A 17,119-nucleotide genomic window follows, 5' to 3' on the forward strand; every position below is an offset into this window, starting at 1 on the left:
CTGACATTTATCGCTTTTTATCAGTTGTATCGAGTATACTTAATCGTCGTTACATAGCTGGTGTAGGATAAAACTTGAGATACTTACCATCATTTAGAACATCATTACGTTTATCACGTGATTTATTTCGTATCCTTGGTTTAATGCTATGGGGAATGGGGGTATTTATTACTCTGTTCTTTCTCTACACTCAATTCAACGAAAGTAAATCCGATATACGCCAGCAATTCTATTCAAGTTTTGAGAATATGCAGGCATTTATCTTACAGACAGGAACAACCTTACGTTCTATTCAGTTTATGACGGAACAGCATGAGGAGAAACTGGTTAATCAACCTAATTATCCGACACTGCCTGTGACCGGCTCTTATACCTTATATCCCTTATCCCCTGAAGCCGATTGTGTATATTTCGAAAATAGCACAACGAATTATCTTACGGCATTCGAGCAATTAATTTATTTTTGGAAAGACAGTATTGCTGCGCCTCAAGGGTTAAATCACGTGTTTGTGATTGGTTCTAAGAGCTACTGTATGATGGATTTTTCGATCCGAACGACAGTATCAGATATCGAAATGCTTAAGAAAATTGGCTATGAGAATATCAGGTCATACCAAAGCCTTAGATTACAAGGGCAAGAACGCAATTTATATACGGTGGTTCATGGCGCACAAACGGATTCAGGACAACTTTATTTAATCCAACCTATCTATGTTGACGGCCGTTTGTATGGATTTATCGGTTTAGAGAGAACGATTAGCTTAAACCAATTTAATCAGCGTTCTAATAAGTCAATTGAATCGGTTGTCGTTAACGCCTATAACCAACCCGTTTTATACAGCACTGCGGACTCTAACCCAAAAAATTCCAGTCTATTATCTATTTCTGAGCCAAGCTTTTTTGGTTTTAATTCCGATTATTCAAAGCTAATTTTTAAAAAGCGCTTAACGCCTTCCTTAATGACGGTTATTTATGCAGTACCAACCAGTGAGATATTAGCAGAGCATAAGGTAGCCATCTTTTATAGTGTGATTATTAACATTATTACAGGAGGGATGATCTTTTTCTTAATTTTGCTGTTAGAACGAAAAATGCTAATACCCGCGGCGAATACGGCTATTCGCCTCGAAGAACACGAACAATTCAATCATAAAATCGTAGCTTCAGCACCTGTCGGTATTATTATTCTAAGGCTCAGTGATGGTGGTAATATCTTGAGTAATGAACTGGCTCATGACTATTTCCGTTTATTAAGTGAAGATGATAAGCAGCGTATACTGACGATTATTCGACAAAAATCGAGTAATTATATTGATGTGGTGACAACGAGTAGTACACATCTACAAATTAGCTTTGTGAATTCACGTTATCAAAACGAAGATGTGGCGATTTGCGTGCTTATCGATATTAGCATTCGTGTGCAAATGGAAAAATCGTTGCAAGATGTCGCGGATGCCGCAGAGCAAGCGAACCATGCTAAATCAATGTTTTTAGCGACGGTAAGCCATGAATTACGAACACCGTTGTATGGAATTATTGGTAATATTGAATTATTACAGCGAGCTGAATTATCAGATAAAGCTAGTCGGTTGGTTACAACGATGGATAATTCATCATCACTGTTATTACAGATTATCAGCGATATTTTGGATTTTTCTAAAATAGAATCCAAACAGTTAAAAATTGAAAATAAACTATTTAATTGCCGTGACGTTTTTGCTTTTGTTTTAGCCAATTATTTGCCTTTAATTGCCAAAAAACAGATTGCAATCTATTCCTTTATTGAACCCAATGTGCCGGATTTATTGCTGAATGACTCTGTTAGGCTACAACAAGTCATCTCTAATATTGTTAATAACAGCATTAAATTTACAGACTCAGGTTTTGTGATTTTTTATGTTTGGCGTGATGAAAACTATTTAAAGATTGAAATTAAAGATTCTGGAATAGGGATGTCTCAGGCGGTTGTTTTGCAACTATTCGACCCTTTCTTTCAAGTTTATGATCAGAATAACGTGGGTCATAAAGGGACTGGTCTAGGCTTAGCCATTTGTGAAAAATTGATTAGCTTGATGGATGGTGATATCGAAGTTAATTCACAAACGGGGCTAGGTAGTTCATTTATTATTCGAATACCTCTTTATGGGCAAAAATATATTGAACAAAAAACACCGGAGTATCGTTTTAGTTATCGGATAGCAATTAATTGCCAAAATCAATTTTTAGCTGACTTTTTAGCCAAATTACTCAGATACCATCATTTTGTGGTATTTTCCGGTGATGAAATAGAAAAAACAGAAAGTTATGATTTGCTTATTACTGATAGTGAAGAGCCACATAAGTGTAATGTGAAAAAGGAAATCCAACTCAGTGGTTTTTATGTGGGTGACTTACGTGAAATAGCGCCTAATAAATGGCTATATAACACTTATCAAAATGAAAAATTACCCTTTATTATTGATAAAGTGATTTCAAAAACAGTTGAGGGGCAAGTCGCAAAAGCAGAGTCAATCAAAGCGAATTCACTTGAAATTGATGGCTCACTATCTGCTTATCAAGTATTAATTGTTGATGATCATCCAATTAATAGGGTGTTATTGAGCGACCAGATTGCCAATATTGGCTTTTGCACATCGACTGCGGTTGACGGCCTAGATGCGCTAAAATACGTAGAAAATCATACGGTTGATATTGTCTTGACGGATGTCAATATGCCTAATATGGATGGCTATGAGCTTGCTAAAGAACTCAGAAAACGGGGTTCAGCGGTCCCGATTATTGCATTAACGGCGAATGCAATGGCAGATGAAAAGCAGCGTTGTATAGATTCGGGAATGAATGATTGTTTATCAAAACCGACAAAAATCACAATACTGAAAGAAACATTATTAAAATATGTGATTGCCCAATAGGTATAGAATGAAGCGAGTGGTATCGAGAGGGAAGAGAAAAACCCATTTTATAGGGTTTTTCATCAATAATATAAAGATAATTCAATAGGTTAATCGCTAGGTGAATTATCAATACTGACAGAAGATAGGTAGTTAAGCAATGCGATATCATTATCAACACCAAGCTTCAACATCGCTGATTTCTTTTGGCTACTGATTGTTTTAATACTACGATTCAGCTTCTTAGCAATTTCTGTCACCAAAAAGCCTTCTGCAAATAGGCGTAAAACTTCACTTTCTTTTGGTGATAAGCGTTTGTCGCCGTAGCCACTTGCATTGACCTTCTCAAGCAGTTTACTCACACTTTCAGGGGTAAATTTTTTACCTTTTTGTAATGCGGCTAATGCTTTAGGTAAGTCAGCGGGAGCACCTTGCTTCAGAACAATCCCTTCAATATCCAATTCAAGGATAGCACTTAAGATAGCAGGGTTATTGTTCATTGTCAGAACGATAACCGAAAGGTCCGGATAGTGGCGTTTAATGTATTTAATTAATGTAATACCATCACCGTATTTATCACCTGGCATCGATAAATCAGTGACTAAAACATCAGCATTTAAACGTGCTAAATTATTAATTAAAGATGTTGAGTCTTCAAATTCACCAACGATATTGACCCATTCTATCTGTTCGAGTGACTTTCTGATACCGAAAAGAACAATAGGATGATCATCGGCAACAATGACATTTAGGTTATTCATATTATTGGTTACCTTCTAGCATTAGTTTTTTCACTGAAATATCCAGTTCTCTAATGCAATTACTTATTTTTAAGCTATTTTCTTCTGCTATGTAAAGTTCCAAATCTTCACAAAGCTTGTGAAGGAACCTAAAATCTAGCATAGCAAAAACTCCTTTTAAACGATGTGCTGTGTTTTTCAATTCGGTCAAATCCTCAACACTTTCGCTATTATACAGTTTATTAATATCTATCGGTACTGTTGTTATGAACAATTCCTTATAATCGCTTTTTGATAAAATATGTTGATAAGTGTGAAGTATACTTTCCATTGATTCATCATTGGTTTGAGCAAGCTCTTGGCTAGCAAATGGAATATGACCAATGGACTCTAAATTATTATCATCAGATGCTGCGTGTTCGATAAGCAAAGATATAGCATCAATCAGCTCATCTGCAAAGTTATAGTTAACTTCTAAATGCTGTGATGTGATTGAGTTGACACCTAGCACCGTTCCAGAAACTTTTATGATGTTTTTAAACTGGTTTTCATCATTATCAGTGATCAATAAATCCCAATCCGAGTGTGGCGAACTTTCATGTAAGTCTAAAAAGTCAGCGCCGTAATGTGTTAGTGTGTTTCTGATTATTCTTGAAGCATCAGCATTATGAATAGCTAAACGAATATGTATATCTTCAAGTAAAGTCGGATAGCTATCGGCCATTGTTGCTGATTTAACAGGTAAAATAAGTTGGTAATGAGAGCCAATAGCAGGGCTACTATTAATTGTAAAAGTCCCATTCATCTTTTTACTGATTGCTTTACATAAATAGAAGGTAATGCCGGAACGGCTAAATCGTGATGAGGTAAGTACTTGCCCCGAAAATGGATGCTGAAGATTACTCAGTTCGTGCTTGGTGAGCCCCATACCACTATCTCTGATATCAATGATAATATGGTTTTTATCTTCTTGATAATTAAGGGTAATAGACACTTTTCCAAAAGAGGTGGTATCGATGGAGTACTCAAAAATGAGTTGTAAAAGATGTCTTAGATAGGTTGGATCTAATGAAAACATAGATTCAGGATTAATGTTATTATAAAAATAAAGCGTTAATCCTTTACTTCTAAGACGAAAAAGATTTTGTTTTAAAAATTGAGTGAGTAGTGAACTAACGGAAATTTTCTCAGCAGATGATTTACTGGCAGATGACTCAAGTGAATTTAATAAATTAATATTATTAAACCAGCGGCTAATATGAGTTGTTTGCAGGACGATGGTATCAATGAAATCTTGCTTATTTGCTGTCGGAGATTCAATAAGTCCTTCAACGGCGTTATTTAACAGCGTTAAGGAAGGTTGAATTTCCTTCTGCATATTCTCAAAGACAACCTTTCTCAACTGAATATTTTTCTTATACTCACGGTTAGCGAGTTCTTGTCGCCGTTGTGTCAATGCTTCTTTATCTTTATCAATAATAATGAAAAGATAAGTATCTTCTAGCATGTTAATTTTAACGAGAATGACTTCATAAACGTTGTTCTCAATCGAGATTTGGATCATGTCATGGTTATTTGTAGCCAATTCCTTGATATGGTTAAGATCCATAGACGGTAATAAGGAGTTGGCCGCATTATTACTGAGCAATTTTTTATTGGTTGTAAAGTCATACACCAAAATACCGTAACTAATGTTGTTAATGATGTCGTGATTAAGCGTATCTTTCAGCTTCAACTCATGTTGCATAATCGAGTTAGGTGAAATAATCCGTTTACGAATAAAGATACTGGTAAAGAAAGCCAGTAATGTCACAATAATGATGCAAGTCAACAGCCAAAGGTTATAACCAATGATACCAACAACCAGATCTTTTAAGGGAACACGATAATAAACCTGATAATTGCTACCTTCTATCTGTTGTGCAAAAACGATACTAGTGCCTCGAAGTTCAACATTAGAAAGCTTATTTGTGTCACTGTTGCGTAGTGATAAGGAAATATTATCGCCTTTAAGATTGGTTGGCAGTATAGAGTTGATTGATATATCAAAAGAAATAACACTGGTTAACTGCCCTGGCGAGTTAAACATCAAACGGTAGGTATAGTAATAGATATGCTCAGGTGTCAGTTTTTGTAGATTAGAAATAATCTCTCTTCTATCTAACAGTGTCGACTGGGTTAACATGTCTGTACGCTTTTCTTCCGCGGTTAACGTGAGATAGCTCTCTTTAAAGCGTAATTCAGGTTTTAAAATAGAATGTGTGGTTACCAAGACTAGCGTGTTATCAGAACCATTAAGAAAATACATTGAGTTGTATTCATTGCGTGCCCCCCAAACAATTTCCATGTAGTCGGCAAGCTTACTTGCTAACTGAATATTTTGCTCCTTATCATTACCAAATAAAATAGCATCGATAGTTTGGTTTGAACTGCTTAGCCAAAAAACATCGTGGCGGATTTTTGTAAGGTGAGGGGGCGAGGGAAGCGTTGTGACTTCAGAAAGTGGCGTCAACTTCTCATTAACCAGCTTGTACATCAAATTGGCTTGATAACGGTAATCTTCAATCTGATAGGCCAGCTGTTTTGCCATGGTATCCAACGCGGCTTTACGGCTGATAACCCATGAATGATATGAATTATAAAGCGACAGAGATAGCATCACGACCAGTAACAGGATAAAGACGTAAAATAGGCGGGAAAGCAATGTCGTTTTTATTAGTAATTGTCTGTACATATTATGGTGAGCAGTCCTGTCGGCAAAAATATATTAATTGATTAAAAATCATACGCCTATGAAAATATGAGACACCGATTTTGCACAGATATTAACACTTTTATTATGAAATAGAGAACAATTGAGTGAAGATTAGCCAAACAGAATAAAAAAATCAATTTTTTTACTTTCAGGGGTAGACAAGCTGCGTCGATTCCTCCATAATCGCGCCCCATGGAAGGATGGCCGAGCGGTCGAAGGCAGCGGTCTTGAAAACCGCCGATGGGAAACCATCCTAGAGTTCGAATCTCTATCCTTCCGCCATATTCGCCGGCTTAGCTCAGTTGGTAGAGCAACTGACTTGTAATCAGTAGGTCACCAGTTCGACTCCGGTAGCCGGCACCAAATAAGAACCCGTTATCTCTCAATCAGATAGCGGGTTTTTTCTTTTTTGTAATTCATGTCATTTGACCACCTCTAATAACTGATGGGACATATTTGGGACATCTTCACCAAAAAGAGCATCAATTTTCATTGCGTGTTCTTTCAAATGGGATGGTGCAAGATGCGCATATCTCTTGACCATTTCTATGGATTCCCAGCCGCCCATTTCTTGAAGCGCAGATAGTGGAACTCCAGCTTGTACTAACCAACTAGCCCATGTGTGCCTTAGGTCATGAAATCGAAAGTTTTCTATGCCAGCTCTGCGCAATCCTGTTTTCCAAGCTGTATTATGGTTAATTCTCATTTTGCTAACTTTAGCTGTGGGCGTTCCATCTGACCTATGCCATGCTTCAGTATGAACAAATACAAAGCGCTGGTGTTTTCCTATTTGTTCTCTCAATACCTTGCAGGCGGTATTATTTAGGGCAACACCTATCGCTTTCCCTCCCTTTGCATCTTCAGGGTGGATCCAAGCTAGATCTATCTGTGATCATTCAAGATGGAGTATGTTTGAACGTCTTAACACTGTAGCTAATACAAAGATAACAACCGGTCTAAATATTTCAGGCATATATGATCGGCTGTCAGAGGTTGACCAGGCGCTATCGTTGATAATAAACGCTTAGGCCGCACATTAGAACTAGTAAAAATGGTTCAAGATAAGCGTGATAATACCCGCTTTCAAGCCGTCCCAGCAGGCAATCGCCCATCTCGAAGACATAAAAAACCGACAGAAAAGAAACCCCAATGTACACTCAATAACGACGATATGCTTGAGACTTTAACAAAACTTCAGATTCGTTCAGAAGAAATATTTGGAAGCAAAGTTTAAAATAATATTATGCGTGCTATAACGGTGAAATCATGGATGCTAATGAAGCCATGGAAAAACGATTGGCTATTATTGTCGAATTTTGAAAAACCTTAAAAGTGTACATAATCGCTCCAATGAATGTTTACCTCCTAGAGGATTAGATGAATCAATTTATTATCGGAGTGAGGGTGATGAACCTTCGGTTAAAACGGCACTCAGTAATCCTTGGGTAAAAGGAACTGAGGATTTTGCCATAACCTCAACAAAAGGTGTTAAACGTTCGATAAATACTGCTGCTGAACTTGGTGTGTTACCTCCGCCTTTGCAAGGTATGAATTTTCTTCTTAAATCTCGGGTATCTCAAAGTCCTCGCATCATGAAAGAAAATGTTGAAGCTATCTATTTATTGCGGTTTGTTTATGACCCCTATGAAAATCTTTCTGAGGTTATCAATATTATCATTGGGTCTATCGTTAACCAAATGCCGCCAACGAGAAAACGAAAGCTATCGGATTATATTCAAATGGCAGGTGCTATTTCTAATATAAACAAACCAATTAATTTTAATGATAGATTTAAAATTGATGAACAAGTGAATGTATCGGTTAGAAATTTTGCCGAAGGCGTGACGATTGATATCATGACGGAATCACAGATTCGGAAATTTATTGTGGCAGCAATAATCACGCGTATTGTTGCGTTCATTATCACAAAGTCCCCGTCTTTTTTTAAACCTTTAGGTGGTCCCCGTGCGGTGATCAGTCGAACAGTCATTGTAGCCACTCTGATATACAGCTATGGGACCATTGAAAAAATGGCGGAAGCGGCAAAGCGACTGAAGAATAAGAATCGCGCCGTCTATGACGCGATGGACAAAAGTCAAATTACCATGGCCTATTATTTCGTTGAAGAGGAATTAAGCCCATTAATCACGTTAGCTGCAAGCCCAAGTAATGCCGCGAGTGATGATGCTTTTGTTGCTGAAATTCGACACTTAATTAATAAGTATAAAAATTAGAATACACTATCATTAGATATACTGTAGCCAGATGTGCCAGCCATAATTTGAGCTGTTGTAATATCACGATATCGGATCGTCAATCGCTCTTCCGGTTCGATATCATTACGTAAAATATTGTTTGAGCATTGATGAGAGTAATCAATAATCGATGCTTCGTTTAATTTTACCGTGAAATATTTTTCAATTCCGCCATTCTGAGCTGTTCGATAATAATTGAAGACGAGATTGAGCGTTTCATTATTTGAAACCGCAATTAACAATAATGGCGATGATTTATCTATCTATTTGGTAAATTGGATAGGTTGGTGCGGCAAATTTTGCGATCTGGATATGGAAAAATTTAATTCAGTGACAAATATCGCATCTTTTTTATCTGTTTGATAACGGTTTCCGATTGAATCTAAAGTTCCACAACCGCGTGATATCAAAGCTTGTTGTTTTCCTTCTAACGTTAGATAGATTAAATTAGCCATTAATAAATAAATCCATAATTAGGTGAATTTTGGTTATGCTAAGTAATAAAATTATAATGGTCACTGTATTCCTACTCTTATGCAATCCCGTATGGTCTTATTCTGAACCAACGATCAAATGTATTCCTGAGGAAAATAATTTTCCGGCGTGTGAGGCTTTAGCAAACCAAGGGGATGATGAGGCATTATTAATTGTCGGGCGTTTTTATGAAACGGGCACTGGTGTCGAAAAAATATCGAAAAGGCAGAAGAAATTTATCAGAGACTGTCGGATAAGAACGATGCAAACGGGATGAATCGTTTAGCGATGCTAAAAGAAGACCAAGGAAAAAAAAATGAGGCTATTTTGCTTTATCAAAAAGCGGCAGAGCTTGGATCATCTTCGGCTGACTATAATTTAGGCATATTATACGAGTTGGATAATAATTATACCAAAGCGAAAGAGGTGTATGAAATTGCAATTAAAAAACATAAATCAAGTAGTGCAATGATGAGTCTGGGTGACCTATACCGTAATGGTCGTGGGGGAGAGATAAACACTGATTTAGCTGAAAAATGGTATAAAGAATCGATAAAATTCGGTAATGATTTTGCGATTACTCGATTAGGTTATTTGTACGGTGATTTAGAAAATTATGATGATGCAATAAAATGCTATGAAAAAGCCATCATCAAAGGGGATCCTGCGGCAATGAATTCAATGGGGTTGCTTTATCAGCATGGTTTTGGTGTTCAACGTGATATCAATAAAGCAGTAAAACTCTATCAAGATGCTTCCAATAAAGATAGTCTTGGTGGTTTAATTAACTTGGGATTGATGTATGAGGAAGGACTTGGTGTGCCTCAAAGTTATGAGAAAGCTGTCGAATTATACAAAAGAGCTTATCAACTAGGTTACACCGATATTCAATTACGGATTGACTACTTAGATAAAAAAATTCATAAAAAAAATAACTAATGTATGGATTTAACATAAAGGTGCTTAAGCTACCCAATGCTTAGGCATTCAAAATTCCCATCTTCCTACCGTAAAAAAGACCATTTTGTGTTGCTCATTTGTTATCAAAATGGCGGTTTCGGTTTCACGGTAAAAATAACGCCAACCGGCTATTTTTCCAGAATTGCCAAGATTTTTGGGTTGGTACAGGTGTGGCTATTTCGGGGGGGAGGGGCGGTAACTTGGATTCGATTAACAGTATTGCCTGTTTAACATCATGGGTTTTGGAGGAACCAGTAGAATATTTCTTAGCAAAAAGTAAACCGAAGAAAAAATGACCATATAATATATATAATGACAATTAGTACATAGGACCACCTTAATTTTTTATTTCTTTCAAAAAAGAACAATAAGATACATGGTATTAATATTAAAATAGGCTCAATTATATACCTACCTCCAAGGGGAAGTTGACAAAGATTATCTACATCCCCATCACCAACCATCCATTCATAGTCAGATGTTGAAAGGATATTAATTAATAGTAACAAAAAGATTAAATACAGAAACGCGCCTATTTTTAGTATTATTTTCATATCAAGAAATTCCTAGAAGCTTTCTAATTCTATCTCTATTTTCTAAAATCCTCCTACCATAAGATGTCCACTCTCTAATAGGTTCTCCTTTGTTTGAGTAATAAGATTGAATAAAATCATCTAGTTTTCTAGCCGTTCCTCTCTTTATATTTGGTTAAATAATCAGCATCACCAAATGTATTCCACCATACTGTGTCTAGTAAATCCCATTTAGGGTAATCAGGAAAATTGTTCTGCACAACTGAATCAGGACACTTTTCTTAAGGAATTTTGTTCATACTCAATGGGTGGCAGATCACCGTTGGCAGTATGAAACCTTTGCAAATCACAGTTCTCATCTCGAAACGAAGCGTTACCAATTAGCAGTGTAGGGTCAGAATGGTAAATGCGTAATTGTCAATAAACAGGCCATTTCCTCGCTGTAGGTTTAGATGACTTCATTCCTTAAATATCTAATGAGAACATCAATTACACCCGAAACGTCATCATGCATAAGAATGGAAGTACAAACTAAAAAGATAAAAAAATTTCCAAGTTTAAAAAACATATCTACATTATTTCCATATTTATAATGACTTAATCTTAATACCTATTGTAACAAATAGAAACATTTATCCAATAAAGGTTATTGAGCATCGAAAATAGATGGTTGGGTTAAATATCACTAAAGATACACACTTTCAGGAGTAAACGGCTCAAACAAAAATGCCCCCCGAAGTATCTTAATGCTCTGTAGGCGATATTAGGTTAAAGAGAATAGAACGGCGGTTTGCCGGTATTAGTGATAGTTAACATTATTTATGAGTATATTGGCGCAATCAAAAACAACGACTGTGCTGTTTTGAGCGTTTTTAGTGCAGATTAGCAGCGGGTAGCATGCCGCTTTGGGATATTTTCATTTATTTATGAATACAATCACCAGCAGGTGACAATATTTTTGGCTTTAATATAGATAATACATGACAGTTTTAAACTGACGTATGGTTAATACGTCAGTTTATGAGCTCTGGATAAAGCGTTTAGTGATAAGCGGGTTATTTTTTTATAATTCGCTGATAGATTAATGGGCTATATAGGATAATAGCTAAAGCGATATACCCGAATATCCAGCTCAATTGGAAGTCATGGGCATAAACACCAACAAAGCTAATAATTAGTGCGGTTATTCTAAAGCCGAAAAGATTAAAAAGAGAGTATAGTAACTCGAAAAGAAAACTAAAAATTCCCACAATAGCTTCTATAAGAGAGTCCATATTTATTCCTTATTTCCATCATTTCTCTATTTCGAATAATTTTACAGTATTAAGTCAAATTTTTATAGGGGAAATGATGATAGACAGGGGCATCATTGTTATAAAACAGTCATTAAATTCTGGTGTTTATTTTTTATCTCTTTGATTAAAAAGATAATGTAAATGTTATTGGATTGAAATAGTAGACATCGTTGATTGTGCTTTTTATCGAGGGTAAATGTTATAAATTTTTTCTATAGGGCAAAAATGATGCATTTTTTAGAGACTAGCTTTATTATAATAAACACCTTATTTGAGTGGTTCCGAGTTAATCGGATCTGACAGCAATAAATGTATGCATTATGTCATGATATGGAGCAGAAAATATGTTGCTTAGTAAAGCAGAGAGAGTCGCCCTTCTTCGTTAAAAACCATTATTAATCAACGAGAAGGGCAATAAAATGAATTATACTAAAGTGAATATTGATGAGTGGAATAGAAAACAACATTTCTCATTTTACCGTCAGGCGATGCCATGTGGGTTTAGTTTAACGACTCAGCTAGATATTAGTACGCTAAAATCGGCAATTGTTAAGCAAGGTTATAAACTTTATCCTGTTATGATTTACCTTATCTCTAAAGCGGTCAACCATTACCCTGAATCACGTATGGCCATAAAAGAGGGGGAGCTTGTACTGTGGGATCAGGTCAACCCTGCTTATACGATTTTTCATCAGCAGACAGAAACATTTTCACAGTTATGGACTGAATATAATGATGACTGGTCGATATTTTTATCTCATTACCAGCAAGACCAATTATTATATAAAGATTGTCTCGATTTGATGGCTAAACCAGACTACCCGGAAAATCATTTTTGCATTTCGATGATCCCATGGGTGAGCTTTGAAGGGTTCAATTTAAATGTGGCTAATTTCACTGATTATTTTCCACCTATTTTTACGATGGGAAAATATCATTATTCAGGTGAAAAGGTGCTACTGCCTCTTTCAGTGCAAGTACACCATGCAACTATTGATGGTTTTCATATGGCGAGAATGGTGAATCAAATACAAACACTGTGTGATAACGTTGAATATTAGTATCGCTGTCGTTATTCATTAGTATAAAAGAAAGTGCTGATAACGATGATTATCGGCACTTTTTATATTTCTAGAGAAACTGACTCATCATCACGGTGCTTCTGATTGTAGATTAATCCCCATTAACTAATCGCACGGCTAAATCAGGACTGAATACACCCGCTTTAGGGCCTCCATGGCAATCTGCTTTAGGTGAAAAATCCCCATCTGATTCGCCAGGTGGTTTAATCCATGCTGTTTTAACAGTAGCAGAGATATCTTTCGGGCCTTCACCAATTTTACGACCCATTGGATTGCACCATTGGTTAGGTAGTGATGAGGCTCCATTACCATTACGAGAAGTATCAATAATGATATTCGGGCGAGCATTAGAAAGTGCGGCGATAAATTGATTTATCTCTTCGCCATATTTGATAGTTGGCTCGGTAGGGTGATAATTAGAAACATTTAATGAGAAACCATAAGCGTCTTTTATACCCGCGTTGACCAACTGTGTTGCCATTTCTTTTGCTGGCTGCCATCGCATATGACCAGCATCTATATATAGATAAACATTCGGACTTAGTGTTTTAAAGCGAGTGACAGCATAATTGAGTAATTCAATCCTTTCTTTACGTTGTGATGGCGTTAAACAGCTCATATCGGCTAAGCCATCAGGCTCAAGAATGATCGTCACCTTAGTATCTGAAATTGTTTTAGCGAGTGTATTAATCCATGTTTGATACTTTTGAGTGTTGGCACTGTTATCCGCTGACGCTTGTCCAGAGCAATCTCGGTTAGGTAACCCGTATAGAACAAGCATCAATTGAGTTTTTTGTTTATTGGCCTGCGTGATATAGCCTGAAATTTGCTGAGTTAATTCTGTTTCATTTTCTTGAATTTTGGATAGCCAAATTGCGGTAGGAACAGAGGCAATTTTTGTATTGATGAGTACGGCTCTTGGGTCATGCTTATTTTTTTCTACCCATAATGCAGCTGAAGATTTGGGGTCAATAAAATAGTCTGCTGCCATGAGCTTACCTATATAACAAGCTGAAATTAAAAATGGAAAAATGATTTTATTCATAGTATCAACTCCGGTTTTAATAAGATGTAATAGCGTAATCAGTTGATATAAATATTAAACATATTTATTAATGCATTAGCTGCTTAATCATTTAGTTTTACCCTGCTAAACCGGATTGAATAATTTAGATTAACAACATGATTTGATATGGTCTGTAACGAAAAAGAATAATAGACAGTATCAATATTATTATTTTAATAAGATGAATTTTTAACATGACGGAGTGATAAAGTAAATATACTTAGTTATTTTGGTGTGGTGATTCTTGAACTGAGTTCTCATTGTTTATATTAATAGAAATTATCAATAATAATGATGTCTTAATTCAGTTATTAAAGATAGATTGGATATAACTAAAAAAACACCAAGTGTTAGCTTGGTGTTTTCGCATATACGCTCAATAGTTAGAATGTTTTTTCATATTCTTGAGCTTTGACTTCATCATAGTTATGTTCCCATTTAGCAATAACCAATGCAGCAAGGGCATTACCGATAACATTCAAGGCGGTTCGTGCCATATCAAGAATACGGTCAACGCCCGCAATAAAGGCTAATCCTTCTAATGGGATACCTACACTGCCTAAAGTGGCGAGTAGGACAACGAAAGATACACCCGGTACACCAGCAATTCCTTTTGATGTAATCATTAACGTAAATACAAGAATTAACTCTTGGCCGATAGATAATTCAATGCCATATAACTGAGCAATAAAGATAGCCGCAATACTCTGATAAAGTGTTGAACCATCAAGATTAAATGAATAACCAATAGGAATAACAAAGCTGGTAACAGATTTAGGCGCCCCGTATTTTTCCATTTTATCCATAATACGTGGCAATACGGTTTCAGAACTTGCTGTTGAATAGGCTAATAATAACTCGTCTTTTAAGATTTTCATTAAAGTAAAAATATTAATTTTACAATAGCGAGCAACGAGTCCTAACACAACGATTGCAAAAAATAAGATAGCACAATGTACAAGGATCACTAATTTTAATAATGGAACGAGTGAGGCAAAACCAAAGTTGGCAACGGTGACTGAAATAAGAGCAAATACCCCGATAGGAGCGTACAGCATAATCATGTTAGTGACGCGGAACATCGTTTCTGAGAACGTTTGTAGCACATCCAGTAAGGGTTGCTTTTTCTCTTTAGGTAATGAAGAGAGCCCTAATCCGAATAATACGGCAAAGAAGATCACGGGTAACATTTCACCACTCGCCATAGAAGCAAAAATATTACTTGGTACCATGGTTAAAATGGTATTAATGATACCGGAAGGGTGACTTTCTACTTCTTGCGTGGTTTTCTCATATTGTGAGATATCAACTTGCGTGAGTTGTGACATATCAATGCCAACACCGGGTTGAAAGATATTGGCAAAACTGATCCCGACAACTATCGCAATCGTTGTAATCACTTCAAAATAGAGAATCGTTTTAAATCCTAATGAGCCGAGTTGTTTAGTATTACCAACACCAGCGATACCCACAATAAGCGTTGAAATAACAATTGGCACGACGATCATTTTAATTAACTGAATAAATATTTTTCCCGCTGGGGATAAAACATTCACAATTAACCAATCTTTATATTCTACGCTTTCATGCAAATAGGCGCCGACAATAACCCCTAAAATCAGTGCAATTAATATTTGCCATCCTAGGCCAAACTTAAATGTTTTCTTCGTGGAAATGTGGTTTGAAGTCATAATGAAATCTCAAATATATTAATATTTTTTATGTTTGTGTTTTTACGATCGCAATTCTTATAACTAATATTCGTTAAAACTACAACTATTGATTCGTAAATATTGAATCATTTAGTTGAGTGATTGATGTTAGCAATCATTTTTTATCTTTGATTTGTATATATTTGTAACAGTATCTTTCAGTTACTCATAAAGAAAGGGATTGTATGGGGAATCGGTAATACGAACTTTAAATAGATAATGTTTTTTTATTGTTTTCATTCTGTAACTTAAATGTTATTAGATGGATGAAAAGTATTCTAAAAAAAGACATTAATAGAATGGAGATATTAAATAAATGAAGGCGCCATTAACTATAAATAGAAACTATTTTTATAATTAATATTCTAAATAAATTGGTGAGATATCAGTATCGTGATGACATGAAGGGGATATTTCATAAAATAGAGTCATTAGCTCTTTATGCTCTGAAAAGCCTCGCTAATAGGGATGGATTAATAGAACAAAAATTAATAGAGCAAAAATTAATAACCGGATTGACGACGCTTGTAGGCCGCAAGTAGGGTACGCTCCGATAAATCTAAATACTGGTGTAATTTTTCAGCGGCTTCAAGATTATGACCTGCATCCAATAATTCTAAGATGGACTGATTCTTATCAATATAAGGCGCATATAAAATTTTAGGGTCATTCAGATGACCAAAAGCCAGTCTTAACTCAGCGGCGATATTACGATAAAGTTTAATCAGTCTTTCACTATCAGATAATTCAACGATAGCGGTATGGAATTTCATATTTGCAGTTCCAACGCCAACCCAATTTTCAATTTTCTCTTGTTCGTGAGCTTCACTGACGGCTTGTTTCATTTTTTGTACAGCTGGATGCATTGCATATGCGTGCCTTAATGAATCACATTCAATCAACCGGCGAACTTGGTAAATATCGATGATTGCCGCCATGTCAGGGATAGAAACAAATACTCCCTTATTTGGTGCATAAGTCAGTAATCCTTCTTGCGTTAAAACCCGAAATACCTCACGTAATGTGTTTCGAGAAATCGCTAATTCTTCACTGAGAGCCGCTTCTGATAAGCGTTGGCCTGGCGTGAGTTCTCCAACCGTAATTTTGTGGCGGATCGTTTCGGCGATAGTGACGGATAAGGTCTGCGCAACAGGTTGTTTAGTCATATAAGTCGGTTTGTTATGGATGAATAGCCAATAAAGCGTGCCATAAAAGAATATCTTCACATATTCCCTAAAGGGCTTCAAGGTTCCTTTTGGTGCACTATGACATGGTAACCCATTATTTTGCACTTGATTGGTGCATCTACCTCTTGGAACGCATTCAACTTATGTTAATTATTTGCGCGTTTTGTTA

At 36.1% G+C, this 17,119-nt stretch carries 12 protein-coding genes, 2 tRNA genes and 3 pseudogenes; 9 read left to right on the forward strand and 8 right to left on the reverse strand.

Features of this window, described 5'->3' with window-relative positions; all coding sequences use genetic code 11:
- Positions 1-131 precede the first annotated feature (131 nt).
- The gene (rcsC, locus tag G3341_RS08255) at positions 132-2,912 is read left to right on the forward strand and encodes a two-component system sensor histidine kinase RcsC (RefSeq protein WP_244316509.1); all 2,781 of its coding nucleotides are present in this window, start codon (positions 132-134) and stop codon (positions 2,910-2,912) included.
- Positions 2,913-3,001: 89 nt separating this feature from the next.
- On the opposite strand, the gene rcsB is transcribed toward rcsC, so the two are convergent.
- Both rcsB and rcsD read right to left on the reverse strand, forming a co-directional pair.
- A complete protein-coding gene (gene rcsB / locus G3341_RS08260; protein ID WP_154624744.1) occupies positions 3,002-3,652 on the reverse strand; it encodes a response regulator transcription factor RcsB in 651 nt (216 codons plus the stop codon).
- Between the two features lies 1 nt (position 3,653).
- Complete coding sequence (gene rcsD, locus G3341_RS08265) at positions 3,654-6,365, reverse strand: phosphotransferase RcsD (protein WP_154624745.1); 2,712 nt, start codon at positions 6,363-6,365, stop codon at positions 3,654-3,656.
- 215 nt (positions 6,366-6,580) lie between these two features.
- Between rcsD and G3341_RS08270 the strand changes: the two genes are divergently transcribed.
- Together G3341_RS08270 and G3341_RS08275 are read left to right on the forward strand one after the other, a co-directional pair.
- Positions 6,581-6,668 (forward strand) — tRNA-Ser (locus G3341_RS08270).
- 5 nt (positions 6,669-6,673) lie between these two features.
- Positions 6,674-6,749: transfer RNA gene (locus G3341_RS08275), tRNA-Thr, on the forward strand.
- Positions 6,750-6,807: 58 nt separating this feature from the next.
- Here G3341_RS08275 and G3341_RS08280 read toward each other — a convergent pair.
- Positions 6,808-7,359 (reverse strand): annotated as a pseudogene (locus G3341_RS08280) (site-specific integrase); the annotation flags it as partial.
- Position 7,360: 1 nt separating this feature from the next.
- Between G3341_RS08280 and G3341_RS20690 the strand changes: the two are divergent.
- Both G3341_RS20690 and G3341_RS08285 read left to right on the forward strand, forming a co-directional pair.
- Positions 7,361-7,620: pseudogene (locus tag G3341_RS20690) on the forward strand (ISNCY family transposase); the annotation flags it as partial.
- 82 nt (positions 7,621-7,702) lie between these two features.
- On the forward strand, positions 7,703-8,620 hold the full coding sequence (locus G3341_RS08285; protein WP_163861156.1) for a hypothetical protein: 918 nt from the start codon (positions 7,703-7,705) through the stop codon (positions 8,618-8,620).
- On the opposite strand, the pseudogene G3341_RS08290 reads toward G3341_RS08285, so the two are convergent.
- Positions 8,617-9,096 (reverse strand): annotated as a pseudogene (locus G3341_RS08290) (Hcp family type VI secretion system effector). The gene G3341_RS08285 and the pseudogene G3341_RS08290 sit on opposite strands and share 4 nt — an antisense overlap.
- A gap of 35 nt (positions 9,097-9,131) precedes the next feature.
- Between G3341_RS08290 and G3341_RS20695 the strand changes: the two are divergent.
- Genes G3341_RS20695 through G3341_RS08300 form a run of 3 tightly spaced genes read left to right on the forward strand, consistent with a single transcriptional unit; the run spans position 9,132 to position 10,306 of the window.
- Positions 9,132-9,392 (forward strand): hypothetical protein, encoded by a 261-nt coding sequence (locus G3341_RS20695; protein ID WP_244316495.1) that lies wholly within the window; start codon positions 9,132-9,134, stop codon positions 9,390-9,392.
- The gene (locus tag G3341_RS08295; RefSeq protein ID WP_244316496.1) at positions 9,389-10,054 is read left to right on the forward strand and encodes a tetratricopeptide repeat protein; all 666 of its coding nucleotides are present in this window, start codon (positions 9,389-9,391) and stop codon (positions 10,052-10,054) included. Before G3341_RS20695 ends, G3341_RS08295 begins: the two co-directional genes overlap by 4 nt.
- A gap of 36 nt (positions 10,055-10,090) precedes the next feature.
- The gene (locus tag G3341_RS08300) at positions 10,091-10,306 is read left to right on the forward strand and encodes a hypothetical protein (RefSeq protein ID WP_163861158.1); all 216 of its coding nucleotides are present in this window, start codon (positions 10,091-10,093) and stop codon (positions 10,304-10,306) included.
- 35 nt (positions 10,307-10,341) lie between these two features.
- Here the strand turns inward: G3341_RS08300 and G3341_RS08305 are convergent, their stop codons facing one another.
- Positions 10,342-10,629 carry a DUF2645 family protein gene (locus G3341_RS08305; protein WP_154635564.1) on the reverse strand — a complete coding sequence of 96 codons (288 nt, stop codon included), beginning with the start codon at positions 10,627-10,629 and terminating at the stop codon, positions 10,342-10,344.
- Between the two features lie 1,693 nt (positions 10,630-12,322).
- On the opposite strand from G3341_RS08305, the gene catA reads away from it, so the two are divergent.
- Entirely contained in the window at positions 12,323-12,964 is a 642-nt protein-coding gene (gene catA, locus G3341_RS08310) for a type A chloramphenicol O-acetyltransferase (RefSeq protein WP_154623200.1), read from the forward strand.
- A gap of 112 nt (positions 12,965-13,076) precedes the next feature.
- On the opposite strand, the gene G3341_RS08315 is transcribed toward catA, so the two are convergent.
- The 3 genes from G3341_RS08315 to G3341_RS08325 form a co-directional block, all read right to left on the reverse strand.
- On the reverse strand, positions 13,077-14,030 hold the full coding sequence (locus G3341_RS08315; protein WP_154623201.1) for a glycoside hydrolase family 6 protein: 954 nt from the start codon (positions 14,028-14,030) through the stop codon (positions 13,077-13,079).
- Positions 14,031-14,434: 404 nt separating this feature from the next.
- The gene (gene gltP, locus G3341_RS08320; RefSeq protein WP_154635563.1) at positions 14,435-15,742 is read right to left on the reverse strand and encodes a glutamate/aspartate:proton symporter GltP; all 1,308 of its coding nucleotides are present in this window, start codon (positions 15,740-15,742) and stop codon (positions 14,435-14,437) included.
- A gap of 524 nt (positions 15,743-16,266) precedes the next feature.
- Complete coding sequence (locus tag G3341_RS08325) at positions 16,267-16,929, reverse strand: GntR family transcriptional regulator (RefSeq protein ID WP_154621940.1); 663 nt, start codon at positions 16,927-16,929, stop codon at positions 16,267-16,269.
- Positions 16,930-17,119: the final 190 nt, after the last annotated feature.

The sequence above is a fragment of the Providencia vermicola genome (genome assembly GCF_010748935.1).
Lineage (GTDB): Bacteria > Pseudomonadota > Gammaproteobacteria > Enterobacterales > Enterobacteriaceae > Providencia > Providencia zhejiangensis.